Consider the following 25,209-nt stretch of genomic DNA (forward strand, 5'->3'; position numbering starts at 1 on the left):
TTCCGACGGGGACGTCTGCTCATCTCTCGCTCCTTGTTCCGATGGCCTCATCATGCCATCTTCAGGCAGCGATTCCACTTATCCCCGCTGTCTAGTTTTCCGGAACCACCTCTGTCCGACCCCCCGTCTATCCAAACCTAGCGCTGCAAGTTGAACTCGAGCCTAAGGGATCTGGGTTTCGTCCACGAAGGCCATTCAACTCAACATAAGATAACTAGGTAGGGCAGCTACTGCAAACAAAAAGACCGCCGAAAACGGCGGTCTTTTGATGTTCGTGGTCGGGATGCCGAGATTTGAACTCGGGGCCCCCTGGTCCCAAACCAGGTGCGCTGCCGGACTGCGCTACATCCCGATCATCCGTCCTCCGGCCAACGGATAGTATACACGGTAGGGCCTTGCCGCCTGACGATGCCAGGGCCACCTTCGGCGAATCCTCACTCCGCACCCTGTGATTCACATCGGGTTGACGGCTTATTGTATACTCATAGCTGAGAACTATGTATATACGTAGTGACTGATTCAATATCACCATAGTGACGTCAGTCCGAAGGAGTACCCATTCATGAGTCTGGTTCAACGGTTCCTCAAGCAGAAGGTCTTTCTGCTGGTTGTGCTGATGGCGGCGGCGGCAGGTGCGCTGGCGGCGTGCAGCGGCGATGACGACGGCGGTGAGAAGACGCTGGTGGTCTATTCGGGTCGCGAAGAGGCACTGGTGGGCGCGGCGATCGAAGCGTTTGAGAAGCAGACCGGGATCAAGGTGCAGGTGCGCTACGGTTCGACAGCGGCGATCGCGGCGCAGATCCTGGAAGAGGGCGGGAATTCGCCCGCCGACGTTGTCTTCCTTCAGGATGTCGGGGGTTTGGGCGCCGTTTCCAAGGCAGGCCGCCTACAGGCCCTGGACAAGGGCCTACTGGACCGGGTTGACCCGAAGTATCGTTCGGCAAAGGGTGAGTGGGTCGGCACAACAGGCCGTGTACGCGTGGTGGTCTATAACAAGCAGAAGATCGTCCCGGAGCGAGACTTGCCCAAGTCAATCCTCGACTTCACGGACCCGAAGTGGAAAGGGAAGATCGGATGGGCGCCGACGAATGCTTCGCTGCAGGCGTTCGTGACGGCCCTGCGGGTGAGCAGAGGCGATGCGGCGGCTCAGGCTTGGCTGGAGGGCATCAAGGCGAATAACCCGAAGGCGTATGGGAACAACACGTCTGTTGTGGAGGCAGTGGCTTCGGGCGAGGTGGAGGTTGGCTTTGTGAACCACTATTACCTGCATGCGCTCATCGCTCAGAAAGGTCCGAGCTATAATGCCGCGAATCAATACTATAGCGATGACATCGGCGGGTTGGTGAACGTGGCAGGCGCGGGCATCTTGAAGGGGGCGAAGCACAAGGAGGAGGCGGCGCGATTCTTGGAGTATCTTCTGAGCGGCGAGGGGCAAACCTATTTTGCGCTCAGGACGAACGAGTTTCCCCTGGTGAGTGGCGTGCCGCAACCGCCCGGAGTCCCACCGATCGCCACGCTGCGCCCGCCGCAAGTAGACCTGAGCCGTTTAGAGGACCTTGAGGCGACTCTGGTCCTGATGCGCCGCGTGGGCGTCTTAAGTTAGACGAGATGCGAGGATGACGAAAAGCCCTCCGGCATAGCGCCGGAGGGCTTTTTCTTTGGTTAGGAGAGGGGCGACCAGGGGACGGTGCGGAAAAGCCGGCTGTCCCACTGGTCGCGGACCTTGAGGCCTTCGGTCATCCAGTCTTCGCCTTTGCCGAGGGAGGGTTTCTTGGGCGGCGCGCCGGAATCGCCTTTGAAGAGGAGGCCTGCGAAGCGATCGAGATCGTGGACCTTTTGGACGAGGACGACTTCGTGGACGTCACCTGCGCCGGGGGCGACGCGGAGGCAGAGCTCCATGGAGAGCATGCCGCGCCCCTGGAGCTTGGGGAAGTAGACGCGACCCAGGGTCTCGATGTACTGCTGGACCTTGCCGGGATAGGGGAAGGCGACATCGTGGAGGTAGACGGCGGGAGGGTGATCGGCCTTGGCGTTCTTCGGCGGCGCTTTGGGGATAGGCGACCATTCGACGGGCGTCATCACTTTGCCGTCAACTTTGCGGCGGTATTTCCAGGCTGACTCGTACCAGTCATGGAGATCGCGGCCTTTGCGCTGGTAGGCGTCCACGATTTCGCCCCAGGATTGCCAATCGCTGACCTGGGTGAGGGTGATGACGCGATAGCTGGGGCCTGCGCCGTGGGCGTGATGCCAGACCCAGAGGAGCCGGGCGGCGCCGCTCGCTTCGATGAGGGGTTTCCATTCGTGCCTGAGGGAATGGAGGAAGGGCTCCACCTGGCCGCCGATGCAGTGATGGGTCTCGTGGATATAGAGCATAGCCGCCTCCGAAGGTGGTGGTGCGGCGCATTATAGGGTCGGGGATGCGCAGGGCGTCCGGCGTTGTGTGTAAGGGATTGCGGGGATAAAATCGCGCTATGACGAAGCAAGGGAGAGGCCGTGTGCGCCCGGCGACGATGGCCGACCTGGCGGAGCTGGTGCAGCTTGAAGCGGCGGGTTTTCCGGAGGACCGGTATTCGCGGCGGCAGTATCGGTATTACTTGCAGCGGCCAGTGAACTTCAGCCTTTTCGTGTACGAGCGCGAGCGAATCGTGGCCGGTTCGGCAATCATGGGATGGCGCAGGAACTCCCGGGTAGGGCACCTCTACTCCATCGTCACGGCACCGGAACACCGCGAGGCGGGATTGGGGACGCTGCTGCTGGCGGCGTGTGAGGAGGAGGCGGCGGCGAAGGGCAAAGAGCGCATCGTGCTTGAGGTGCGACGAAAGAATGCGGCGGCGGTGGCCTTTTACGAACGGCGAGGCTACGCGGTTACGAAGACCGTCGCGGACTACTATGCGGGCGACGATGCCCTGCACATGGAGAAGCGGCTGTTGAAGGCGTAGGGGTCGTTCGCAGGGAAGGCGGCGCGGATTCATTGCAAAGGCCTCTTGCATGTGGCATCCTGCGCGCGTTTGATCGCACAGGCGGACGGCGCCACGCACATCAGGAGGTTGTTCGATGGGACCACTTACGGACAAGTATTGCATCGTGGGCGTTGGGGAGACGGCGCACATGCGCCCCTCCAACCGCACCACGTTTTCCATGGCGCTGGAGGCGATCAAGAAGGCATGCGACGACGCCGGGCTGCACCCGCACCAGGTGGACGGCATCACGAGCTATTCGGCGATGGACTCCACCGGGGGGATGGACATCGGCACGGCGCTGGGGATGCGGCTCAACTACCAGGTGGACATCATGGGCGGCGGCTCCAGCATCGAGGCGCTGATCGCCCACGCGGTGGGCCTCCTGGAGGGCGGGTACTGCAACTATGTGGTCTGCTACCGCTCCATGAACGGCCGCTCCGGACGGCGCATGGGCGGCCAGGCTGTGGGCGGGCCCGCGATGGCGATGCCGATCTCGGGAGCCGGGGGACTGGCGAACATCTCGGGGGTTCACGACGCCGGCGCAGCGGTTCGGGATGAGCTGCATGCGGTATCTGCACGATTACAACGTGACGCCGGAGACTTTGGGGAAGATCGCGATCACGCACCGTCGGCACGCGCTGCTGAACCCGAAGTCCATCATGAAATCGCCGATCACGATGGAGGACTATCTCTCCTCGCGATGGGTCTCGAAGCCGTTCCGCCTGTTGGACTGCTGCTTGGAGACGGACGTGGCGGCGGCGCTTATCGTGACCTCACGGGAGCGGGCCTACGACCTGCGGCACCCGCCGGTCTTTATCATGGGCGGAACGGCCCGGGTGATGGCGCCGACGCCTTCCTGGAATTACAGCCGGGATGTGATCCACGAGGTCGCCGGCTTCTACGGGCGCAACAGGATGTTCGGGATGTCCGGCATCGGGCCGGAGGATGTGGACATCACGTCTTCGTACGATGCGTTCACGTTCACGACGCTGATCCAGCTGGAGGCGTACGGCTTCGCGCCCAGAGGAGAGGCGGCGGCGTACATCGCCGAGGGGAACATCATGATTGACGGGCGGCGGCCGAACAACCTTTCGGGAGGGCATCTCTCGGAGGGGTATACGCACGGCATCAGCATGGTGATCGAGAATGTGCGGCAGCTGCGCCACCGGGCGGACGATTTGTGCCCGCGCTGGCGAGAGGGGATCCACACGTACGACCGCACGAAGGGATGCCGCCAGGCGAAGCGGGCGAAGATCGCGGCGTGCCTGGGCTGGGGCATGGAGACGATGTCCAGCACGTGCGTGCTGCGGGGGCAGTAGCTCGAGGGTGCGCGGAGCCATCCGCCCGTATGGGGGCTTTGGGTTGCTTGGCAACTCAGGGGAGAGACCTCTCCCCCGATGCGGCATCGGGGTCTCGAAGACTCGACCTGCGAGTGCCCTCTCGTTGCTCGGAGCCGAGCACAGCTATAAGAATGAGCAGTCGCCATTGGAATGGCGTGCGTACGAGAGGGAAAGAAGGGATTTCGGAGACCTCTCCCTGGCCCTCTCCCGGACGCTTCCCGAGGTGCGCTGGGAAGCTGGGAGAGGGTAAGGGCGCAGTGATGCACCCGATAGGATGGGGTTGCGAGGCAACCCGGATGGCGTAGGCCCGTTCGTCGTGGCGATTAGGCATCGCCGCTTCGCAGGGTAAGAGGGGGTTAGCTATCGCGGGGGAGGCCGAGGCCGCGCTGGGCGATGACGTTGCGCTGGACTTCCGAGGTGCCGCCGCCGATGGTCTGGGCCATGTTGCCCATGTATTGCATGGGGGCGCGGCCGCCGAAGGGGGCGCGAGGTCCTTGGAGGAGCTGGCCGGAGAGGCCCAGGATGTCCATGAGGCCGCGGGAGACGTACTGGGTGAGCTCTGTGCTGTAGAGCTTGCTCATGGAGGCCTCCATGTTGGGGATCCGGCCCTTGCTTTGCATGGAGACGACGCGGTAGGAGAGGTTGCGGCCGACGAGGATGGCGATGGAGAGCTCGGCGAGGCGAAGCCGGACGCGGCTGTGGGTGAGGGAGGAGGGGCTGGAGGGCGGCAGGCTCTTGAGGGAGGCGGTGAAGTCTTCCAGCATGCGGCGGAGCTGGGCAGAGAAGTTGATACCGGAGCGCTCGAAGTCCAAGGTGGTGGTGGCGACGTACCAGCCCCGGTTCTCCTGGCCGAGGATGTTGTGGGCAGGAACGCGGACGTTGGTGAAGAAGACTTGGTTGAATCCGCGCCGACCCGTCATGTTGAGGAGGGGGCGCACTTCTATGCCAGGGGTCTTCATATCGAGGAGGAAGTAGCTGATGCCTTTGTGCTTTGGAGAGGAGGGGTCGGTGCGGGTGAGGATGTGCATCCAGTCGGCGCGGTGGGCGTAGCTGGTCCAAATCTTGGAGCCGTTGATGATGTAGTCGTCGCCATCGCGGACGGCCTTGGTCTGGAGTGAGGCGAGATCGGAGCCTGCGCCGGGCTCGCTGAAGCCCTGGCACCAAAGGACTTCGCCCCTGGCGATCTTGGGCAGGTGCTCGCGCTTCTGCTCTTCCGTTCCGTGAACGATGAGGCAGGGGCCGACGAGGCCGAGGCCCTGGCGATCGCGGCCGGGGGCGCCGGAATAGGCGAGCTCTTCATTGAAGACCATCTGTTTCATGTGGGAGGCGCCCATGCCGCCGTATTCCTTGGGCCAGGCGAGGGTCATCCAGCCCTTTTTCACCAGGGCCTTGCGCATCCGGGCATCCACGGCATCGTAGTCCGAGCTTTCATCGCCGAAGGTGGCGCTCCAATCGGGAGGGAGATTCTCCTCGAGGAACTGGCGCACTTCCCGGCGGAAGGCTTCGTCTTCCGGGCTAAGGCGGAAATCCATCAGATGACTCCAGCGGCGGCGAGGGCCTTGATGCGCTTGAGGCTGATCCCAAGCTCGCGGTGGTAGACGGCGATGTTGTCTTCGCCGAGGAGGGGGGCGCGGCGTCGGATGCGCCAAGGGGTGCCGCGCATGGCGTAGGGCGCGCCTGGGTAGGTGAAGCGCTTGCCGAGCTCCGGGTGAGGGACTTGGACGAAGAATTTGCGGGCTTTGAAATGGGGGTCATTGAGGAGATCGGAGGAGGCTCGGACGATGGTCCAGGGGAAGCCGATGCGCTGGGCCTCCGTGGAGAAGGCCTTTGCGGTGTAGCGGGCGGCGAGGCGGCCGCCCGATGCACCGCCCTGCAGATCGGCTCAAGTCCACCAATCCCCTCTACAACGTCTACCGCTGTGCGGACGGCAAGTGGCTATCGCTCGGCGCGGTCCAGCCCGATCGCTATTGGGCAAGCATCTGTGTCGTGATCGGCATGCCGCGCCTGGTGAGTGATGCCCGCTTCGCGACCCTTGATGCGCGCGCGCAGAACGGCCGCGCCCTCATCGAGCTCCTTGACGGCTGGTTCGCCGTGAGGAAGCGCGACGACTGCCTGAAGCTCTTCAAAGCGGAAGGCGTCCTCTGCGCCCCCGTGCAGGACTACACGGACTTGGCGCGCGACCCGCAAGTGATTGCGAACGACTACACCGCCACGGTGAGCCACCCGATTCACGGTGCGATGAAACAGGTGGGCATCCCGGCCAAGTTGAGCGCGACTCCCGGGGAGATCCGCTTCGCTGCGCCGCAGTTCGGCCAGCACACGGAAGAAGTCCTCCTCGAATTCGGCTATTCTTGGGAGGAGATCGCCGCGCTGCGCAGTGAGGGTGCCATCTAGCCGGCCACCGGCGCTCGCGACTATGGACTTCCATTGGTCACCAGACGATATCGCCTTCCGTAGAGACCTGCGCCGCTTCTTCCGCGAGAACCTGCCCCAGGGCTGGATGGAAGGGCTTGCCAGCTTTGACGACGGCGACTCCCGGGAAGAGATGCTGCGCGGCGTCATCCGCCAGCTAGCTGACCGAGGCTGGCTCTGCAACTCGTGGCCCGTGGAATACGGCGGCCGGGGCTGGGGCCCCATGCGCCAGACGATCTTCCAGGAGGAGCTGGCCTACCATAAGATGCCCTTGGGGCTCTATACCACCGGCATCAACCGCATGGGCCCCTCCATCATCACCCACGCCACACCGGATCAGAAACGCCGCTTTCTGCCCCCCATCGCGAGGGGCGATGTGATTTGGGCTCAGCTCTTCAGCGAGCCCGATACCGGCTCGGACCTTGCGGGCATCCAGACAAAGGCCGTGGACGAGGGCGATCACTTCCGCGTCAGCGGCATCAAAGTCTGGAATCGGGCCCACAAGGCCCAGTGGGCTGGGACGCTTGTGCGCACGAACCCGAGCGCGCCCAGGCACGCCGGCATCAGCTACCTGCTGCTCGATCTTTCGCTCCCCGGCATCGTCGTCCGGCCGGTCGTCAACATGTGCAACGCCCACGTCTTCAATGAAGTCTTTCTGGACAACGTTATCGTGCCCAAGGACTGCCTCCTCGGGCAGAAAGACCAGGGCTGGCGTGTGGCCTCCCACACCCTCACGGTGGAGCGCACCTTCGTCAACCACTCGGTGATGGCCCAGCAGTACTACGATGAGATGCTCGATGTGGTGGAGGGTCGCCGCGATAGTCGGAAGCGCTCCCTCACCCCGCAGACCCGCGCGCGATTGGCTCAGATCGCTGTTGAGCTCAAGGTCTCGCGCCTCCTTTGCTACCGCATCGCCTATCGCCAGGAGCGCAACCTGCCGGTCTCCTACGAGACGGCGATCTCAAAGCTCTTCGTCAGCGAGATGACCCAGCGTCTCGCTGATGCGGCGATGAGCCTCTTCGGCCTCCAGGGCCAGCTTGAAGAGGGGTCGCCGCGTGCGCCGCTCCGCGGGAAGCCGCAGATGCTTTACCGCGCCCAGCGGGCCATCACCATCGGAGGCGGGACCTCTGAAATCATGCGCAACGTGATTGCAAAACGGGGATTGGGCCTCTAGCCCTTCCGCTGGACTACAATGTGCCCACCCGTCTCATCGCGGAACGCTCCATGAACGATTGGCGTGAATACTACCGAACGCGCACGGTGACGCCCGAACAGGCCGTCGCCATTATCAAGTCGGGCCACCGCGTGGCCTTTACCACCGGCAACGAGCCGACGGCCCTTTCGCTCGCCCTATTGGCGCGCGCCCCGGATCTGCGAGGCGTGACGCTCTTTCTCCCCACGCCCAGCCGAGACTTCGGCTGGTACGACGAGGGCTTTGAGCAGAACTTCACGATAGAGGTCGGCTACATCCTTCCCGTGGTGCGGGAGATGGTGGCCCAGCGCCGCGCCGATTACAACGTCCAGACGCTGCGCGTGGAGTACGGGCCGTTCGACCGCCCTGCGGACGTGGCGCTGGTGGAGCTTTCGCCGCCTGACGAGCAGGGGAAATGCAGCTTCGGCGCGTCGCTCTGGAACAAGAAGGCCGAGGTGATGAGCGCGAAGGTGGTCCTGGCCGAGGTGAACGACCGTCTTATCCGCACCGGCGGGGAGAACGCCATCCATGTCTCCGAGATCGATTACTTTGTGCCCCACGCCACTACGGGACGCGCCCCTGGAGCCACCGATCTCCTTGGCCGCAAGCAGGCGGAGCCGGAGCAGGCAGAGCAGGAGATAGGGCGGCATGTGGCGAGCTTGATCCGGGACGGCGATACGCTGCAGATCGGCGTGGGGAGCACCTCCGAATGGGTGGCGCGCCTCGGCGTCTTGGACGGCAAGAGCGACCTTGGCTGGCACTCCGAGACCACACCCAACGGCATCATCAAGCTGGTGCGGAAGGGTGTCATCACCGGCAAGCGCAAGACGCGGCATGCCGGGAAGGTGGTCTGCACGGCCGTTGGCGGCGGCGACATCGAAGACATGCGCTTTGTGAATGGCAACTCTCTCTTTGAGCTGTATCCCGCCGCATATATCCTCGATCCACGTGTCATCTCCTCTCATGACAACATGGTCGCCATCAACAGCGCCGTTGCCGTGGACCTCACGGGCCAGATCGCCGCCGAATCCCTGGGTCCGACGATGGTGAGCGGCAGCGGCGGGCACCTGGCCTTCGCCACCGGGGCGAACCTCTCCAAGGGTGGGCGGTATATCTGCGTGATGCCCTCCACGGCAAAGGATGGGAAGGTCTCGCGCATCACCGCCGCCCACGCCCAGGGAAGCATCGTCACCGTGCCGCGCACATTGGCGCACTACGTGGTGACGGAGCACGGCATCGCCGATCTGCGAGGCAGGAGCCAGCGCGGGCGGGCGGAGGCGCTTATCGCGATCGCCCACCCGGACTTCCGCCAGGAGCTGCGCGCCGCGGCAAAGAGACTCTATTGGCCATAATCATCTGGGGCGATTCTAAACATCGCCCATGGGAAAAGCAGAGGTAAGCCATGTCCAAGCAATCTGAGTCCAAGGTCCTTGCCGAGGGGCGCATAGACGAAGCGGCGCTCATGGTCTTCCGCGAGCGCGTCGGCATGAAGCTGCGCGTCTCCAACGTCTTCAACGAGCACGTCACGCCCGAAGCTATCCGCAAGTTCGTCAACGGCATCGGCGATACGAATCCCCTCTTTCGTGACGAGGAGTATGCCAAGGAGACGCGCTACAAGCGGCTCGTCGCGCCCATCAGCTGGGTCTACAGCGTCTACCCCACGTGGGTCTTGCAGGGCCTCCCCGGCGTCCATGCCTTCCACTCCGGCAACGACTGGGAGTTCTACAAGCCCATCTTCTCGGGGGACAAGATCACGCCGGAGGCGACCTTCACCGGGTTCGAGGAGAAGCAGAGCGAGTTCGCGGGCAAGTTCATCATGGAGTACCAGGAGGCCAAGTTCATCAACCAGCGGGGCGAGCTGGTCTCCAAGGCCAAGACGTGGCTTGTCCGCGCGGAGCGTCCGGCGGCGCGCAAGAAGGGCAAGTACAAGGGCATCACCCTGCCGCATCCGTGGTCTGAACAGGAATTGCAGAAAGTGGAGAAGGATGTGCTTGCGGAGAAGCCGCGAGGGGCCGAGCCGCGCTACTGGGAGGATGTGAAGGTTGGGCAAGAGCTGGAGCCGGTGACGAAAGGCCCCCTGGGCTTAACGGACATCGTCGCCTACTGCATCGGCTCTGCGCCGGTCCAGGTGCTGGCCCACGGCGCGGCGCTGCGCGAGTACAAGCGTCACCCGGCCTGGGCCTTCCGCGACCCGGACACGGGCGCGTGGGAGCCGGTCTATAGCGTCCACTACAACAAGCAGGCCGCCGCCTCCGCCGGACTGCCCTACCCGTACGATGCCGGGGCCGAGCGCCATGCCTGGCATCTCAACCTCTTCACCAACTGGATGGGCGATGACGGCTGGCTGAAGAAGAACTACGGCGAGTACCGGAAGTTCGTCTATCTCTCAGACGCGGTGAAGTTCGGCGGCAAGGTGACGAAGAAGTACAGAGACGCCGACGGCGAGCCGTGTGTGGACATCGAGGCGTGGGCGATCAACCAGCGCGGCGAAAACGTGATGCCGGGGCGCGGGACCGTCGTCCTGCCTTCCCGGGAGAAGAAATACTGGCCCCTGGAGAAGCGGCTGAAGTAGCCTCTACGGAAGCTTCGGCATGCGGACTTCCAGCAGACCGCCCAGGAAGTTGGCCGTGGCCTTGGTAAAATCGGCCTTGCCGGGCAGGACCGCCGATTTGTAGTACATCAGATTGGCGTCTACCTCGGGGTCGCCATCGGCGTCCAGCTTGAGCTTGGCCTTATCGCGCACCACGTAGACGTCCAGCGTCTGGTCTTGGCCCTTGATGATGAGGTTCTCCCTATTCGCGCCGCTTAACTGCATGGTCACGATGTATTCTTTGTCATCCCAATCGATGTCTATGCCGGACCCTATGGTGGTTGCGCTCCTCTTGTCACAGTAACGACTTATCGAGCCAGACTGTTGCAAAGTCAGTGTTGGTGTGGCCGTCCTCCGTCGGTATCGCCAGGCCCTTCACTGCCGTGCGGTAGGGTACCACCTGTATCGCGACTGCGATGGGGATGATGTACGTCCTCTCCACGTATAGGTAGCGCTCCAGCTCGCGCCACACGGCGATGCGCTGTTCCAGGGAGAGGGATTCGCGAAGGCGGTGGTAGAGGGCGTCCACGGCCTTGTCCTCATGCTTCGCGTAGGCATCCGGGTTTTCGCTGAAGCGCCCGTAGACGGACTCCGTTCCCTCCGGCACGGGCGAGGGCGTCGCCGCGCCCTCCTGGCTATCGTGCCGGGCAGTGATGCGCTCGCGGTTCCACGCCCCTTCATCCACGATGGCCAGCTGGAGATTAATGCCGAGGCCGGAGAGATGGTCTTTGAGGAATTCACAGCGGACGGGCGATAGGGCGCGGCAGAGATGGCCGATGGCGAAACCGCTGGGGTAGCCTGCCTCCGCCAGGAGCCGCTTGGCCTCGGCACGCTTCTGCTCCAGAGGTTCCGGATCAAAACGGGGCCAGTTGAGGAAGTTCTTTTTCTGGAACGGGTTGACCAGCCCTAGGCTGGGCGCCGTCCACCCAAGATCGCCGAGGACGACGGGGATGGCGGCCTGTTTATCAAACCAGAGCGCCATGGCGCGGCGCACCCGGGCATCTTGCCACGGCCCAGGCTTGAGGACGTTGAAGGCCAGCCGGTACATGCCGCCTTCCATCTGTGCGAAGTACGTCTTTGGGCCGATGTCCTGGATGTACTGCCCTCTCCGTATGACGGAGAGGTAATGGCCTTCGCCGCGCGCGCCCCCGTGGAGCCGCCCGGTGCGGAAGGCGGCGTCCATCACCGTCGGCTCCGTCATAATGAGGAAGTCAATGCCGTCCAAGCGTGGGAGCGCCTTGCCGCCGCTATCGCGCTCCCAGTACTTCTCGAAGCGGCGCACGGAGACGATGCTGCCGCTCTTATAGCTTTCGCTCTTGAACGGCCCAGCGCCCACCAGGTTTATGGTGATAGGGCTGACATCGGCGGTGCCCTGGGCGATGCGAGGCTCCATCAGGTGCTTCGGGTGCGCGATCTTGAGGCGCGGGTTGGCCAGAGCCTCCACAAAGGGCACATACCGCTCGCCGAAGGTCACCTTGACCCGTTCGCCGGAAAGAACCTCGACTTTCTTGATATCGCCCAGCTCGCCCTTGAAGTATGCGGGCGGGCGGGCCCCGCCCTGGAGGCCGAAGAAGGCCATATCCAACCAGAACTTGGTGTCCTGGGCGGTGAATGGCGCGCCGTCATGCCACAAGACGCCCGGGCGGATGGAGAAGGTCCATTCCGTGAAGCCCGGATTCGCGATCCAGCTCTTCGCAAGCCCTGGGCAGATGAGGTACATGTTTTCGCGGCAGCGCATCACCAGGTTGCCGGGGCCGAAGAGCGCCCCGCCGGGGTGATGGAGGGCAATGCTGCTGGTGCGCATGGGATCGAAGCCGGAGGGCGGGTCGCCGCGATTGGCCAGGAGGAGGATGCCGCCCAGCTTGGGGATCTCCGTCGGCGTGGGCCTCCTGGCTGGCGTGGCCACAGGCGAAGCGGGAGGCTGCGCGCTAGGCTCCTGCGCTGGCGCTGGAGAGGCATCATCACTGCCGCAGGCAGTGATGATGAGCACGACGAAGAAGAGGAGAGACAAGGCAAGGCGCGATCGCATCAGCAGGCTTACCAACCTCCGCCTAACGGATACGACGATGCTAGGCGCTCAGATGCAGGAAGGCAAGGATGGCTTTCTGAAAATGGGGAATGGTACCCCTGGAGAGAATCGAACTCTCGCCACCGGCTTCGGAGGCCGGTGCTCTATCCGCTGAGCTACAGGGGCACGCCCACCCATCGTAGTATGCTAGTCGGCGCATGTCCATTCTCACCAACATCCGCACCGTCCAGCGCCGGATAGAGGCCGCCGCCCGCCGGGCGGGGCGCGCCCCTGGATCGGTGACCCTCATTGCCGTTACTAAGTCGGCCGCTCCGGAGGAGGCGCGCGCCGCCTACGGTGCCGGGATACGCCACTTCGGCGAGAACCGGGTCCAGGATGCCGAAGGGCGTATGGAGGCCCTGGCCGCCATTCGTGACTCCGTCACCTGGCACATGGTCGGCCACCTGCAGACGAACAAGGTTCCGGCTGCGGCGCGCCTCTTTGCTATAATCCACAGTGTTGACTCCATCCGCCTGGGCCAGGTGTTGGACCGCCGATTTCACGAGCGGCGGCCCGTTCTGCTGGAGGTCAACATCGCAGGGGAGGCGACGAAGCACGGCCTCCGCGAGGGCGAATTGCCCCAAGCGCTGGATGCCCTCTCCCGGTGCGCCAACCTGGACATCCGTGGGCTGATGACGATGGCCCCGCAGGTGCAGGACCCGGAGCAGGCGCGGCCGGTCTTCCGGCGGCTCAGGGAACTGGCCCGGCAGTTCGGACTGCCCGAGCTTTCGATGGGAATGACGGACGATTTTGAGGTGGCGATAGAAGAGGGGGCGACGATGGTGCGCATCGGACGCGCCATCTTCGGCCCACGAAGTACGTAGGAGTGCCTGTGCGCATAGGATTCGTCGGCGGCGGAACGATGGCGGAGGCCATCTTGTCCGGCCTCCTCAAGAAAAAAGTCGCGACGGCTAAGGATGTCACCGTGAGTGACATCGTCGCCGTGCGCCGCGATTACCTCAAGAAGCGGTACGGCGTCGCCGTAACGGACAAAAATACCGCCGTCCTGCCGAAGGCGGACGTTGTTGTCCTGGCGGTGAAACCCCAGCAGCTGGACGAGGTGCTGGCCGGGCTGAAGGGCAGATTGAGCAAGGGGCAGGCCGTCCTCTCCATCGTCGCTGGAGCGTCCATTGAGCAGATATCGAGCGGCCTCGGCCACAAGGCCATCGTGCGCTCCATGCCGAACACGCCGGGCCAGTTCGGCGTGGGCATAACGGCGTGGACGGCCACGCCCCAGGTGAGCGAGGCGCGCAAGGCCCAGGTGAGGCAGGTCCTTGCCGCCCTCGGCGAAGAGGTCTTGGTCGCCGGGGAGAAGTATATTGACATCGCGACGGCCATCAGCGGCAGCGGCCCCGCCTACGTCTTCCTCTTTATCGAGGCGATCACGGATGCCGGCGTCTACCTGGGCATGACGCGGGAGATGGCCCACAAGCTGGCGGTGCAGACGGTGCTGGGCAGCGGCGTTATGGCCGCCCAGTCAGGCAAGTCGCCGTCCTCCCTGCGGGAGCAGGTCACATCGCCCGGGGGAACGACGGCCGAGGCCCTGCGCGTCCTGGAGGGCGGCGGCTTCCGCGCGCTCATGCATGAGGCGGTGGTGGCGGCATACCAGAAGGCCGTTGACCTTCGAGAGGGACACCACTAATGAACGAATCGCTGGCCGGACTGCTTCAGGCGCTGATCCTTGTCCTGACCTTTGCCATCATCGGCCGCTCACTCATGTCCTGGTTTCCCAATTCCCAGAACAGCCCATTGGGCAGGTTCCTCTTCGTCATCACGGAGCCGGTGCTCTCCCCGCTCCGTCGCATCATCCCTCGCTTCGGCATGCTAGACCTGACGCCCACGGTGGCGATCATCATTCTTATCGTCCTGCAGTACATCGTGGCTACCAGCGTCGAGTAGCCGTCGCGCCGTCGCTTCGGCTATCCCCTCGATCTGGACTACCTTCTGCCGGGAAGCCGCCCCGCGAACCAGCGTCACGCTGCTCTTGGCGATTCCCAGCGCCTCTGCCAGCGTCTCGATGATCGCCTCGTTGGCCTTGCCGCCCTCCGGCGGTGCTGTGACGCGCACCAGCAGCGCCTCGCCGCGATAGCCCGCGACCTCGTTCCGGCGCGCTCCCGGCTGGGCCTTGATGGTGATACGGGCAAAGGGCATAGGCGCTTATCCTAGCAATCGCATCTCCCCCCATTTTCTTGACATTTCTCCTCTGGGTTGGCTATCATTCCCTTCGTGGACGCGCACCCCTTCCCCTGCATGATGTGTTAGCACAAGGTCTTGGCCTCTGGCCCGGACCTCTGAAGACCCTTCGTGAGAAGCGGTCTTTCTTTTTTGTAAGGGGCCAGTGAGAGATGAGGGTACGATGGCTTTCGCGAAGGCGCTGAAATGCCGCGAATGCGGCAAGGAATATGAGAAGCAGCCGACGAACATCTGCGAATGGTGCTTCGGGCCGCTGGAGGTCGTCTACGACTACGACGGCATCCGCAAAGTCCTAACCCGGGAACGCATCAAGAGCGGGCCGGCCAACCTGTGGCGCTACCGCGAACTGCTCCCGGTGGATGACGGCCCCGTCATAGATATGCACGCCGGTATGACGCCACTGGTCAAGGCTGAAAATCTAGGCCGGAAGCTGGGGCTGGAAAACCTTTACATAAAGAACGACTGCGTAAATCCGACCTACTCCTTCAAGGACCGGGTCGTCGCCGTCGCCTCCACCGTCGCGCGGCAGATGGGCTTTGACGTGCTGGCCTGCGCCTCCACGGGGAACCTGGCGGGCAGCGTCGCCGCCCACGCCGCCAAGGCTGGCATGAAGTCCTTCGTCTTCATCCCCGCCGACCTGGAGAAGGTCAAGATCGTCGGCGCTTCCATTTATGGGCCCACGGTTGTGGCGGTGAACGGCAACTACGATGAGGTGAACCGCCTCTGCAGTGAAGTGGCCGATAACTTCAAATGGGCCTTCGTGAACATCAACGTCCGCCCCTTCTACGCCGAAGGGAGCAAGACCCTTGGCTATGAAGTGGCCGAGCAGCTCGGCTGGCGCGCGCCGGACAACGTCATCGTCCCCGTCGCCTCCGGCTCCCTCCTCACCAAGGTCTGGAAGGGCCTGAACGAGTTCAAGGACATCGGCCTCATAGACAAGGTCCAGACGCGCGTCCACATGGTCCAGCCCCAGGGCTGCTCGCCGGTGGTGACCGCCTTTAGCGAGGGCGTGATGGATGTGAAGCCCGTGAAGCCGAACACTATCGCCAAGTCCCTCGCCATCGGCAACCCGGCCGATGGTTTCTACGCGCTCAAGGTGCTCAAAGACTCCCACGGCTCCGCGACTGCGGTCACGGACCCGGAGGTCATTGAGGGCATCAAGCTCCTGGCGGAGACGGAAGGCATCTTCGCGGAAACAGCGGCCGGCGTCGTCATCTCCGGCCTCAAGCGGCTTGCCGCCTCAGGCGTCCTGAAACCCAAGGAGTTGACGGTGGTCTATGTGACGGGCAACGGCCTCAAGACTCAGGAAGTGGTGGAGGATACCGTGCGCCCGCTGGTGGTCCAGCCGACCCTCGCATCCTTCAAGAAGGCGCTCGAATCGAAATAGCAGTTCCCATCAGGGGGCCGAGTGAGTATGATGATGGCGAAAACTATGAACCGGGGCGGAGGCTCTTATGAAGACTAGGGTAAAGTTCACCTTCCCCGCCGATAAGGTCGAAGAGCCGGTTATCTATCTGTTGGGCATCACTTTCGATGTCATCACCAACATCCGCCGCGCCGAGGTCTCGGACGTCCAGGGCTGGGTCGTCCTGGAGCTTGAGGGCGCCGAGAAGGACATCAAGCGCGGGCTCGATTGGGTCCGCAGCAAGGGCGTCCGGGTGGACCCGTTGGGTGGGGACATCATCGCGGGCTAGCTCGAATCACACTACACGATCGCCGAACGGCATAAGGAGCAGGCATGAGCGCAATCGTACGTATCCCCACACCCCTTCGCCGGGTGACCAACGGCGCGGACGTTGTCAACGTCCCAGGCGGCTCGCTGAAGGATGTATTGAACAACCTGGAGAAGCAGTTCCCAGGCGTCAAGGCGCGCATCGTGGACAATAGCGGGGAGCTGCACCGCTTCGTGAACATCTACGTGAACACGGAGGACGTGCGCTTCATGGGCGGCCTCGATACCGCCATCAAGGATGGCGACGAGGTCAGCATCGTCCCCGCCGTGGCCGGCGGCTCGCGCTAACCTTCGCGCCCTCCCAGTCGGCATACAGAAGGCCCCGCATGCGGGGCCTTCTTTTTTCGATGAAACCTCGCGCTGCGCGCGGGCGTATACTCTGCCGAGCGTGACAATCCTGCGCGCAAAGGGGACTCCTATGGGCTACATGGGGCGGTACATCGCGGAAGAGAATGCGGAGGCGTACAAGGAAGGGCACATCACCTACAAAGAGCTTATACGCCGCCTCACACTCCTCACAGGCAGCCTTGCCGCTGGAGTAGCCCTGGCGGTCACCATGGGCTGCACCTCCGATGACGCCTCTGCGCCAACTTCGGCCCCTACGGCCACCAGCGCCCCCCAGCCGACGAATACCACAGCCCCGACCCTTGCCCCCACGGCAACGGCGGCCCCTTCGCCCACGGCCACTCGCCCGCCCGCGCCGACGACTGCTCCCTCTACCGGCGCCGTCTCCGTCTCCCCGAACGATCCGGCCATCGAGGCTGGGGCCGTCTCCTTCAAGAACGCCGATGTGACGCTCTTGGGCTATCTGGCGCGCCCAAAGGCCGCCGGGCAATACCCCGCCGTCCTGGTAATCCACGAAAATCGCGGCATGCTCGACCACTTCCAGGACGTCGCGCGCCGCTTCGCTAAGGAGGGGTATGTTGCCCTCGCCCTTGACCTCGTCTCCCGGGAAGGCGGCACCGCCAACGTCACCGATGCGGCGCGCATCCAGGCCGCGTTGGGCAATGCCAACACCGCGCGCCTGGTGGAGGACATGAACGGCGGCGTGAAGTATCTGCAAAGCCTCAGCTACGTCCGTGCCGATCGTGTCGGCGCGATGGGCTTCTGCTTCGGCGGAGGGATGGTCTGGCTCCTCTGCGCGCGCAACCCGGATATCAAGGCCGCCGCGCCCTTCTACGGCTCCGGCCCGCCCGCCGGCGAAGTCGCCAATATCCGCGCCGCCGTCCTGGGCGTCTATGGCGGGACGGACGCGCGCATCAACGCGGGCATCCCCCAGCTGGAGACGGCGCTGAAGGACGGCGGCAAGACCTACAAGATGAACGTCTACCAGGGCGCGGGCCACGCCTTCTTCAACGATACGGGCGGCGCCTACAATCCCACCGCCGCCGCGACTGCATGGAAAGACACGCTGGACTGGTTCCGGCAGTACCTGCGCTCCTAGCGCGGGACTACTCTTCCTGCAGTCCGCGCGCCTCTCGCGCCGCCGCCCACTTGCCCTTCTGCTCCAGGCGCGTCTCTTCGTCCGTGCTCTTGTAGCCGTCCAGGAAGGCCCTGGCGAATGCGTCGAACGTCCCGCCCAGGATCGCCGCGCGCGACTCCTCCATCAGGCGCAGGATGAAGCGCAGGTTGTGGATCGTCCCCAGGCGGTGATAGAGGATCTCGTCCGACTTGAAGAGGTGGTGCAGATAGGCCGCCGAAAAGGTCTTGCATGCATAGCAGTCGCATGAGGCGTCGAAGGGCGCATCCATATCGCGGTGCTTCGCGTTGCGGATGCTCACGCGCCCCTGGCGGGTGAAGAGGCTGCCGTTGCGCGCCACCCGAGTCGGCAGGGCGCAATCGAAGAGATCTATGCCGCGCGCGATGCACTGGACCAGGTCCTCCGGCGAGCCGACGCCCATCAGGTAGCGCGGCTTCTCCTTCGGCAGGTGCGGCTCCGCATCCTCCACGGCCCGGTAAGCCAGCGCCTTCGGCTCGCCGACGCTCACCCCGCCGATGGCGTAGCCGGGAAAGCCCATCCCCGCCAGCCTTCGCGCCGATTCTCTGCGCAGGTCGCTCGACCACCCGCCTTGCACGATGGCGAAGAGCGCCTGGTCGCCCCGCCTCTGCGCCTTGAGCGAACGCTCCGCCCAGCGGTGCGTCCGCTCCGTCGCCTCCGCGATCGCCTCCGGCGATTCGCCGTAGGCCGGACAGTGGTCCAGCACCATCGCGATATCGCTGCCAAGTGCCTCTTGGTAGGCCACCGCCAGCTCCGGCGTCAGCCGGTGCTCCGAGCCGTCTATGTGGGAGCGGAAGGTGGCGCCCTCCTCCGTCAGCTTGCGCATATGGCCCAGGCTGAAGACCTGGAAGCCGCCGCTATCCGTGAGGATCGGCCCGTCCCATCCCATGAAACGATGCAGCCCGCCGAACTGCTCGATGAGCTTCACTCCAGGGCGCAGGTAGAGGTGGTAGGTGTTGGAGAGGACGATAGTCGCGCCAGCCGCGCGCAGGTCCTCCGGCGTCACCGCCTTCACTGCCGCCTGCGTGCCGACGGGCATGAAAGCCGGCGTCGGTACCTGGCCGTGGGGCGTGGTTAGCAAGCCTGCGCGTGCGCGGGAGGAAGAGGGAGAGAGGAGGGAGAAGCGGAGCATGCTCAGGCGGCGACTAAATCGCCTGCCATTTCGGAGATGAGCTTAGGGATAAAGAGGCGGAAGATTGCTTGAGTATCCTTGGAAGCCGGCGAGATAGTGACGAACCAATCACCGTCCCCAAATGACTCAAGGATCGGGCGGAATGCCATTTCAGCTTCTCTGGAGCTTTTAAGGAAGTTCTCTTTGAGCGAGATGATGTCAAAGCCGACGATTTCGTAGGTGTCTAGCTTGATTCGCAGCAGGACTGAGCCGTTGCTATCTGCGTCCATGGAAAAGGCTTCCTGTGGCGGACCGAACGAGGCGTAGAGAACATCGGCCCCCGCGTCGTAATCCATCTCGAAAGTCTGCTTTTGAACGGAGGCAAGCCAGTTGCGGTTAGCCGCTCGTACGTTAGCCCTCAAGGTCTCTTCATCCATAAGAGTTCTCCTTTAGGCGGCACTGATCTAAAGTAAGCCGTCTTCACCTGACCTTTGATTCCCTCATCGCTCAGGCTATATCTTACCACCACATTCAGATAGAGGGAGTGATATTTCCCCTTTGTGGCTCCAAGTCTGGAAAAATGAAGAGAGCCAGGAGTGTCGCGTGTAATCAATGTGGGATCGCGGATGACTTCCTGAATGGCGGACGCGTGATTGTCCATCTCCGGATGACGCCACCTGATGTGCAGAAGGGTGCTCTCCGAGAGACTAACAGGCACGCCGTCTTTGTCTGGAATCTCAAAGATGATGCCCGGCATGCCGGGCAGTCTAGTGCCGTGCGAGTGGATAACGGAAGTGGCGGATGGCAGTCAGAAAAAACGCGGCTAAAGCTACCCAACTACTTCCCGTATCGCCTCTTCCACCAGCCCCTCCGGCACGTCGCTCCGCACCACGGCGTGGCCCAGCCCCTGCAGCAGCACCCAGGCGATGCGCTTGTCCGCCACCTTCTTGTCCAGCGCCATCGCGCGCCGCAGCGCCGCCGCGTCCACCGGCGGCGACTTCATCGGCAGGCCGAAGGCCTCCAGCGCCCCGCGCTGCTCCTTCACCTCGTCCGCCGTCAGCAGGCCCATGCGCTGGGAGATGTGCGCCTCCCCCATCATGCCGATGGAGACCGCCTCTCCGTGCAGCAGCCCCTCATAGTTCAGCGCCGTCTCCAGCGCGTGGCCTATGGTGTGGCCGTAGTTCAACAGCGTACGCGGCCCGGAGCCGGACTCCCGCTCGTCCTCGCTCACCACCCGCGCCTTGATCGCCGCGCTCAGCCGCACGATCTCCGTTGTCACCTTCGGCTCCAGCGCCAGAAGCTTCTTCGTCTCGGCGCGGGTAAAGTCAAAGAGGTCCTTGTCCAAGATGAGGCCGTGCTTTACCACTTCGGCCCAGCCTGAAATAAGCTCCCGCTTGGGCAGGGTCGTCAGCGTCTGCGTATCAGCCATGACCAATCGCGGCTGGTGGAAGGCTCCCACCAGATTCTTCCCGTCGGGCAGGTTCACCGCCGTTTTGCCGCCGATGGAGGAGTCCACCATCGCCAGCATCGTCGTCGGCACGCCTACCCACGGCATCCCGCGAACATGCGTCGCCGCCACATAGCCCGCCAGGTCGCCCGCGACGCCGCCGCCGAGGGCCACGATCGCGTGCTTGCGCTCCGCCTTGTGCGAGGCCAGCCAGCGGTAGATCTTCTCCGCCATCGCCAGCGACTTGCTCCCCTCTCCCGGCGGCGCCTCGAAGTGCTGGATCGTGAATTTATCGTTGAAGAGCGAATCGGAGACCGTTCCGCCGTAGAGCTTCCAGACGGCGGAATCGGCGATGACGAAGGCCGTGCCGCTCAGTCCCGCCTCGCGCATCCGCTTGCCCAGGTCCCGCAGGATGCCCCAGCCCACATAGCCGTGGCACGTCGCGCTGCCGGTATGCACCGTGTAGGAGGCCGCCGTCGCCCTCCGCGTCGGCTGCGCCGCCCGCCGCGAGTAGTTGTAACCGCGCAGCGCCTCTTCGATGACCTCTTGCTGGCTCAGCTTGTCCGTATGCACTGTCCAATCGGCCACGCCGTAATAGGCCTGGCGGTGCTCCTTCAGGTTCTTGATCGCCTCCAGGGGGTTGTCCGTCTTCAGCAGGGGGCGCACGTTTTCGGAGGCGTTGCGCCGCGCCGATTCCTGCATCCGCTGGTGGATCGCCTCCGGCTGCGCCTCCAGGCAGATGACCACGCCGGATTTCCGCATCAGCTCGCGGTTGCCCGGGTCAATGATGGCGCCGCCGCCCGTGGAGATAACGACGTTCGTGCGGCCGCAGGCCTGCATGAGCGCCTCGCGCTCCAGCTCGCGGAAGAAGGCCTCGCCCTTTGTGGCGAAGATTTCGTCAATAGGCTTCCCGTACCGCTTCTCCACCATGTCGTCGGTGTCCAGGAAGGGCCAGCCTAGGCGCGTGGCGAGTCGTTTGCCCACCTGCGTCTTGCCGGTGAATGAAAAGCCGATAAGAATGATGTTGTTCGGCATCTCGCCCTCTGTCACCCTGTCGAAGCCCCCGGACCTTCGGGGAGCGTTCACGGTTGTCTTCATCCCGATTCCACATCGGGACCGCCGGGAAGCGAGCGGGTCTACTATCTCCCCGAGTATTCCGTTACCGTGCCTGCCCCGTCTGCTTCATATACCCCTCGTGATTGCGCCGCGTCTCGTCCAGGTGGTCGCCCCCAAACTTCTCCAGGAAGGCGTCCGCCAGCACCAGCGCCAGCATCGCCTCGCCTACGATACAGCCGGGCGGCACCTGGCAGACATCGCTCCGCTCAAAGTGCGCCTGCACCACCTCGCCCGTCTCAAAGTCCACGGATGGCAGCGGCTTCCCCAGCGTGGAGATGGGCTTGATGGCCACCCGCGCCACCACCGGCTGGCCGTTCGTCATCCCGCCTTCCAGCCCGCCCGCCTGGTTGGAGCGCCGCTTCCACTTCGGCCCGCCGCCCCCCCACGGCTCGATGATGTCATGCACCTTCGACCCGAAGAGCCGCGTCTGCTCAAAGCCGCTTCCGATCTCCACGCCCTTCACGGCGTGGATGCTCATCAGCGCCTGAGCGATGCGCCCATCGAGCTTCTTGTCCCAATGGATGTGGCTTCCAAGGCCGATCGGCAGCCCCTCGGCGATGACTTCAAAGATGCCGCCGACGGTGTCCTTGGCCTCTTTCGCCGCGTCAATGACCTTGATCATCTTCGCCTCCGCCTCCGGGTCGGCGCAGCGCACTTCCGATTGCTCAACGCGCTGCCAGTCAATGGGCCCCTTCGGCTGCGATGCTACGTCGGCGATGGTGAGGACGTGCGAATGGAAGACGATGCCGAACTCCTCCAGGAATCGCTTCGCGATGCCTCCGGCCGCCACCCGCGCCGCCGTTTCGCGGGCGCTGGCGCGCTCCAGAATGTTGCGCACATCCTTCTGGTTGTATTTCAAGATGCCCGCCAGGTCGGCGTGGCCCGGTCGCAGGCGCGTGATGCGATTGAGCTCCGCCGTGATGGGCGTGATGCTCATCGGCGTCTGCCAGTTCTCCCAGTCGCGGTTCTGGATCCACAGCGCGATGGGACTGCCCAAGGTCACGCCGTGGCGCACGCCCGAGAGTATCTTCGCCTCGTCCTTCTCGATCTTCATCCGCCCGCCGCGCCCGTAGCCCTTCTGCCGCCGCGCCAGGTCCTTGGCCAGGTAGGCCTCGGAAAGGGGGACGCCGGCCGGGATGCCTTCCACGATGGCGTTCAATCCCTGCCCGTGCGATTCTCCAGATGTCAGATAGCGTAAGTGACCCACGATGCGCTCCTTGGATTACCCTGGAAAGTTTAGCATACCTGTTGGGCTACGGGGCGGCAGAACGCCACTCGTTCAGAGACTTCACCCTTGCTCCCTGCTCCTTGAACCTTTCTGCCCCCGTTAACCCATGCGGTATAATCTCTATCCGATGTTCTCCTTCGTTCAGAAGCTCCATTCAGCCGCCCGGCGCAACGGCTCCATGCTCTGCATCGGCCTCGATCCGGACCCCAAGCTGATGCCGGAGATGCCCGTCGCCACCTTCCTCTGTGAGATCGTCGAAGCGACCAAAGACCTCGTCTGCGCCTATAAGCCCAACCTCGCCTTCTATGAGGCCCTCGGCATAGACGGCTGGAAAGCCCTCCAGCAAGTGATCAAGGTCATCCCCAAAGACGTGGTCACCATCGGCGATGGTAAGCGCGGGGATATCGGCAACACCTCTGCCGCATATGCGAAAGCCGTCTTCGAAGTCTGGGGTTTCGATGCCGCCACCGTCGCGCCTTATATGGGCTCTGACTCCGTTCAGCCCTTCATTGACTACACGGACAGAGGCGTCCTTGTCCTATGCCGCACCTCTAACAAAGGTGGCGCCGATTTTCAGGACCTCGTTGTCGGCGGCAGGCCGCTCTTTGAGCAGGTGGCCCTTAAGGCCAAGGCCTGGAACCTAAAGGGCAACATCGGCCTTGTCACTGGGACAACCCAGCCCGTTGAGCTGAAGCGCGTCCGCGAACTCTGCCCTGATATGCCGCTCCTCCTTCCCGGCATCGGCGCCCAAGGCGGCGACCTCATCGCCTCCGTCCGCGGCGGCCTCGATGCCAACGGCGGCGGCATTATCGTCAACTCTTCCCGGGAAACTCTCTACGCCGCAAAGGGCAAGGACTTCGCCCAGGCCTCGCGCAAAGTCGCCGAGCGCCTGCGCGGCGATATCCAGCGCGCCGCCGGGCGCTAGCTCCTGCGCCGCCCTTGTGTATCGCCACACTTTCGTTGACCTGGGTATGGCGCGGGCGTAGAATGGCATGACTCCCTCTCACCGGGGCGCACGCCATGATCGAAATGACCATAGATAGCATCCGCGTCAGCCTAGTCAATTACCAGCGCGTCGTCATCCTTAAGGAGAAGTCGGCCGACCGCTATCTCCCCATCTGGATCGGCCCTGCTGAGGCCGATGCCATTGCCGTGAAACTGCAGGATGTCACCGTCCCTCGCCCCCTGACCCATGATCTGCTCAAGAACCTCATCGGCCAGCTGGGCGGTATCGTTACCAGCATCGTCGTCAGCGATCTTCAGAACGATACCTTCTTCGCCAAGATCGTCCTCACCGTCAATGGCCAGACCATGGAGATTGACTCGCGCCCCAGCGATGCTCTTGCCCTGGCCGTCCGCGTCAAAGCCCCCATCTTTGCCGATGAGTCTGTGATGAGCAAAGCCGGCCTCCTCTTGGATAAGGAGACGGGCAAGCCCATCACCGCGGCTGAGGCCAAGCTGGCCGAAACCCCCGGCAAGGTGGTTGACGAAGAAGAGCTGAAGCGGATGTCCGCCTTCAAGAACTTCATCGAGGGCTTGGACCTTAGCGGCCTGGGCAGAGAAGACGACCAGAGCAAGGGCAAAAAGTAAGGCGTTCCTCTCTTTTTGCCGGTGTTCATTCCGGCCCGTTCTTCTGCTAGAATCTGCGCCGTCGCCTAGTCCAACCGTCCTGCTTCAACTTTGTTGACAGCAAAAGAAGTTGTGATAAAATGCACAAGGCCAATCGCCCGCCGGGTCAAGAGCCCAGACTTATCCGGATGGTTGATGTCCTCCGGCTCCTGGGATTCGGGTGGTATTTCGGACTGTGCATCGTTGGAGGTGTCGTCGGAGGATACTTTTTGGATAAATGGCTGGATACAAAGCCGCTCTTTATCCTGATTGGGTTGGCGCTTGGCGGAGCGGCCGGTTTTTATGGACTCTACAAATTGCTGTTGCCCTTGTATCAAGCCGATAGGCTGGACGAGGGCAAGTAGCCGGGAGATTCGGGTTGAGCAGTAAGCAGAAAATCTGGCTCTTCGTCTTGCTCGCTGTGGTCGCCACCGTTTTAGGCCGGCTCTTCCTCAACTCTCCCATCGCCCACGTTCAGCTTGCCGCGGAGACCGTCGGCAATCAGATATTCGGCAAGTGGGATATCACCAACAGCCTCATCGCCGCCTGGTGCACGATGGGCCTCGTCCTCCTCATTGCCTTCCTCGCCGTCCGCCGCATGAAACTGGTCCCCACCTCCCGCCTCTACGGCCTGGTGGAATCCCTCATCGGCTGGCTCCGAGATCTCGCCGAGTCCATGGCGGGCGTCAAGTGGGGGCACACCTTCCTTCCGCT

At 63.4% G+C, this 25,209-nt stretch carries 28 protein-coding genes and 2 tRNA genes; 18 read left to right on the forward strand and 12 right to left on the reverse strand.

Annotation, left to right across the window (positions count from 1 at the left end; translation table 11 throughout):
* Positions 1–275: 275 nt before the first annotated feature.
* Positions 276–352: transfer RNA gene (locus tag FJ039_09750), tRNA-Pro, on the reverse strand.
* Between the two features lie 210 nt (positions 353–562).
* On the opposite strand from FJ039_09750, the gene FJ039_09755 reads away from it, so the two are divergent.
* Entirely contained in the window at positions 563–1,603 is a 1,041-nt protein-coding gene (locus FJ039_09755) for an iron ABC transporter substrate-binding protein (GenBank protein ID MBM4406444.1), read from the forward strand.
* A 59-nt stretch (positions 1,604–1,662) separates the two neighbouring features.
* Here the strand turns inward: FJ039_09755 and FJ039_09760 are convergent, their stop codons facing one another.
* Complete coding sequence (locus FJ039_09760; protein MBM4406445.1) at positions 1,663–2,373, reverse strand: hypothetical protein; 711 nt, start codon at positions 2,371–2,373, stop codon at positions 1,663–1,665.
* Positions 2,374–2,471: 98 nt separating this feature from the next.
* Here FJ039_09760 and FJ039_09765 point away from each other — a divergent pair, with 98 nt between their 5' ends.
* On the forward strand, positions 2,472–2,939 hold the full coding sequence (locus FJ039_09765) for a GNAT family N-acetyltransferase (GenBank protein MBM4406446.1): 468 nt from the start codon (positions 2,472–2,474) through the stop codon (positions 2,937–2,939).
* Between the two features lie 584 nt (positions 2,940–3,523).
* Positions 3,524–4,279: a thiolase family protein gene (locus FJ039_09770; GenBank protein ID MBM4406447.1), complete on the forward strand. Its 756-nt coding sequence runs from the start codon at positions 3,524–3,526 to the stop codon at positions 4,277–4,279.
* Between the two features lie 377 nt (positions 4,280–4,656).
* On the opposite strand, the gene FJ039_09775 is transcribed toward FJ039_09770, so the two are convergent.
* Both FJ039_09775 and FJ039_09780 read right to left on the reverse strand, forming a co-directional pair.
* The gene (locus FJ039_09775; GenBank protein MBM4406448.1) at positions 4,657–5,832 is read right to left on the reverse strand and encodes an acyl-CoA dehydrogenase; all 1,176 of its coding nucleotides are present in this window, start codon (positions 5,830–5,832) and stop codon (positions 4,657–4,659) included.
* A complete protein-coding gene (locus tag FJ039_09780) occupies positions 5,832–6,176 on the reverse strand; it encodes a hypothetical protein (GenBank protein ID MBM4406449.1) in 345 nt (114 codons plus the stop codon). Before FJ039_09780 ends, FJ039_09775 begins: the two co-directional genes overlap by 1 nt.
* Here FJ039_09780 and FJ039_09785 point away from each other — a divergent pair.
* The 4 genes from FJ039_09785 to FJ039_09800 are packed head-to-tail and all read left to right on the forward strand — an operon-like array spanning position 6,161 to position 10,476.
* Positions 6,161–6,694 (forward strand): hypothetical protein, encoded by a 534-nt coding sequence (locus FJ039_09785; GenBank protein MBM4406450.1) that lies wholly within the window; start codon positions 6,161–6,163, stop codon positions 6,692–6,694. The two genes, FJ039_09780 and FJ039_09785, sit on opposite strands and share 16 nt — an antisense overlap.
* 22 nt (positions 6,695–6,716) lie before the next feature.
* The gene (locus tag FJ039_09790; protein ID MBM4406451.1) at positions 6,717–7,886 is read left to right on the forward strand and encodes a hypothetical protein; all 1,170 of its coding nucleotides are present in this window, start codon (positions 6,717–6,719) and stop codon (positions 7,884–7,886) included.
* A 20-nt stretch (positions 7,887–7,906) separates the two neighbouring features.
* Positions 7,907–9,256 carry a 4-hydroxybutyrate CoA transferase gene (locus FJ039_09795; GenBank protein MBM4406452.1) on the forward strand — a complete coding sequence of 450 codons (1,350 nt, stop codon included), beginning with the start codon at positions 7,907–7,909 and terminating at the stop codon, positions 9,254–9,256.
* A gap of 50 nt (positions 9,257–9,306) precedes the next feature.
* Entirely contained in the window at positions 9,307–10,476 is a 1,170-nt protein-coding gene (locus FJ039_09800) for an acyl dehydratase (GenBank protein MBM4406453.1), read from the forward strand.
* Positions 10,477–10,479: 3 nt separating this feature from the next.
* On the opposite strand, the gene FJ039_09805 is transcribed toward FJ039_09800, so the two are convergent.
* The 3 genes from FJ039_09805 to FJ039_09815 all read right to left on the reverse strand — a co-directional run bounded on the left by FJ039_09805 (position 10,480) and on the right by FJ039_09815 (position 12,688).
* Positions 10,480–10,725, reverse strand: a complete 246-nt coding sequence (locus FJ039_09805) for a hypothetical protein (protein ID MBM4406454.1) — start codon at positions 10,723–10,725, stop codon at positions 10,480–10,482.
* Between the two features lie 64 nt (positions 10,726–10,789).
* Positions 10,790–12,523 (reverse strand): hypothetical protein, encoded by a 1,734-nt coding sequence (locus FJ039_09810; GenBank protein ID MBM4406455.1) that lies wholly within the window; start codon positions 12,521–12,523, stop codon positions 10,790–10,792.
* Between the two features lie 90 nt (positions 12,524–12,613).
* Positions 12,614–12,688: transfer RNA gene (locus FJ039_09815), tRNA-Arg, on the reverse strand.
* 32 nt (positions 12,689–12,720) lie between these two features.
* On the opposite strand from FJ039_09815, the gene FJ039_09820 reads away from it, so the two are divergent.
* Genes FJ039_09820 through FJ039_09830 form a run of 3 tightly spaced genes read left to right on the forward strand, consistent with a single transcriptional unit; the run spans position 12,721 to position 14,461 of the window.
* Positions 12,721–13,386 carry a YggS family pyridoxal phosphate-dependent enzyme gene (locus tag FJ039_09820; GenBank protein ID MBM4406456.1) on the forward strand — a complete coding sequence of 222 codons (666 nt, stop codon included), beginning with the start codon at positions 12,721–12,723 and terminating at the stop codon, positions 13,384–13,386.
* Between the two features lie 8 nt (positions 13,387–13,394).
* On the forward strand, positions 13,395–14,204 hold the full coding sequence (locus tag FJ039_09825) for a pyrroline-5-carboxylate reductase (GenBank protein ID MBM4406457.1): 810 nt from the start codon (positions 13,395–13,397) through the stop codon (positions 14,202–14,204).
* The gene (locus FJ039_09830) at positions 14,204–14,461 is read left to right on the forward strand and encodes a YggT family protein (GenBank protein ID MBM4406458.1); all 258 of its coding nucleotides are present in this window, start codon (positions 14,204–14,206) and stop codon (positions 14,459–14,461) included. Before FJ039_09825 ends, FJ039_09830 begins: the two co-directional genes overlap by 1 nt.
* Here FJ039_09830 and FJ039_09835 read toward each other — a convergent pair.
* Positions 14,387–14,713, reverse strand: a complete 327-nt coding sequence (locus FJ039_09835; GenBank protein ID MBM4406459.1) for a DUF167 domain-containing protein — start codon at positions 14,711–14,713, stop codon at positions 14,387–14,389. The two genes, FJ039_09830 and FJ039_09835, sit on opposite strands and share 75 nt — an antisense overlap.
* Positions 14,714–14,918: 205 nt before the next feature.
* Between FJ039_09835 and FJ039_09840 the strand changes: the two genes are divergently transcribed.
* The 4 genes from FJ039_09840 (at position 14,919) to FJ039_09855 (ending at position 17,931) form a co-directional block, all read left to right on the forward strand.
* Complete coding sequence (locus tag FJ039_09840; protein ID MBM4406460.1) at positions 14,919–16,142, forward strand: threonine synthase; 1,224 nt, start codon at positions 14,919–14,921, stop codon at positions 16,140–16,142.
* Positions 16,143–16,209: 67 nt separating this feature from the next.
* Entirely contained in the window at positions 16,210–16,449 is a 240-nt protein-coding gene (locus tag FJ039_09845; protein MBM4406461.1) for a FeS-binding protein, read from the forward strand.
* A 44-nt stretch (positions 16,450–16,493) separates the two neighbouring features.
* Positions 16,494–16,775 carry a MoaD/ThiS family protein gene (locus tag FJ039_09850; protein ID MBM4406462.1) on the forward strand — a complete coding sequence of 94 codons (282 nt, stop codon included), beginning with the start codon at positions 16,494–16,496 and terminating at the stop codon, positions 16,773–16,775.
* Positions 16,776–16,905: 130 nt separating this feature from the next.
* Positions 16,906–17,931 carry a dienelactone hydrolase family protein gene (locus FJ039_09855; GenBank protein MBM4406463.1) on the forward strand — a complete coding sequence of 342 codons (1,026 nt, stop codon included), beginning with the start codon at positions 16,906–16,908 and terminating at the stop codon, positions 17,929–17,931.
* 7 nt (positions 17,932–17,938) lie between these two features.
* Here FJ039_09855 and tgt read toward each other — a convergent pair whose 3' ends face one another.
* From tgt to aroC, 4 genes are all read right to left on the reverse strand, one after another.
* Positions 17,939–19,117 carry a tRNA guanosine(34) transglycosylase Tgt gene (tgt, locus tag FJ039_09860; protein MBM4406464.1) on the reverse strand — a complete coding sequence of 393 codons (1,179 nt, stop codon included), beginning with the start codon at positions 19,115–19,117 and terminating at the stop codon, positions 17,939–17,941.
* Between the two features lie 2 nt (positions 19,118–19,119).
* On the reverse strand, positions 19,120–19,533 hold the full coding sequence (locus FJ039_09865) for a hypothetical protein (protein MBM4406465.1): 414 nt from the start codon (positions 19,531–19,533) through the stop codon (positions 19,120–19,122).
* A gap of 392 nt (positions 19,534–19,925) precedes the next feature.
* Positions 19,926–21,641 (reverse strand): 3-dehydroquinate synthase, encoded by a 1,716-nt coding sequence (gene aroB / locus FJ039_09870; protein ID MBM4406466.1) that lies wholly within the window; start codon positions 21,639–21,641, stop codon positions 19,926–19,928.
* A gap of 61 nt (positions 21,642–21,702) precedes the next feature.
* Complete coding sequence (aroC, locus tag FJ039_09875; protein MBM4406467.1) at positions 21,703–22,866, reverse strand: chorismate synthase; 1,164 nt, start codon at positions 22,864–22,866, stop codon at positions 21,703–21,705.
* Positions 22,867–23,014: 148 nt separating this feature from the next.
* Between aroC and pyrF the strand changes: the two genes are divergently transcribed.
* The 4 genes from pyrF to FJ039_09895 form a co-directional block, all read left to right on the forward strand.
* Positions 23,015–23,812, forward strand: coding sequence for an orotidine-5'-phosphate decarboxylase (gene pyrF, locus FJ039_09880; GenBank protein MBM4406468.1), 798 nt, complete (start codon positions 23,015–23,017; stop codon positions 23,810–23,812).
* A 95-nt stretch (positions 23,813–23,907) separates the two neighbouring features.
* Positions 23,908–24,477, forward strand: a complete 570-nt coding sequence (locus FJ039_09885; GenBank protein ID MBM4406469.1) for a bifunctional nuclease family protein — start codon at positions 23,908–23,910, stop codon at positions 24,475–24,477.
* 167 nt (positions 24,478–24,644) lie between these two features.
* On the forward strand, positions 24,645–24,860 hold the full coding sequence (locus FJ039_09890) for an AtpZ/AtpI family protein (GenBank protein MBM4406470.1): 216 nt from the start codon (positions 24,645–24,647) through the stop codon (positions 24,858–24,860).
* A 14-nt stretch (positions 24,861–24,874) separates the two neighbouring features.
* The coding region (locus FJ039_09895; GenBank protein ID MBM4406471.1) for a hypothetical protein at positions 24,875–25,209 on the forward strand (335 nt) is incomplete at its 3' end.

It is taken from the genome of Chloroflexota bacterium, assembly GCA_016875535.1.
GTDB lineage: Bacteria > Chloroflexota > Dehalococcoidia > SHYB01 > SHYB01 > VGPF01.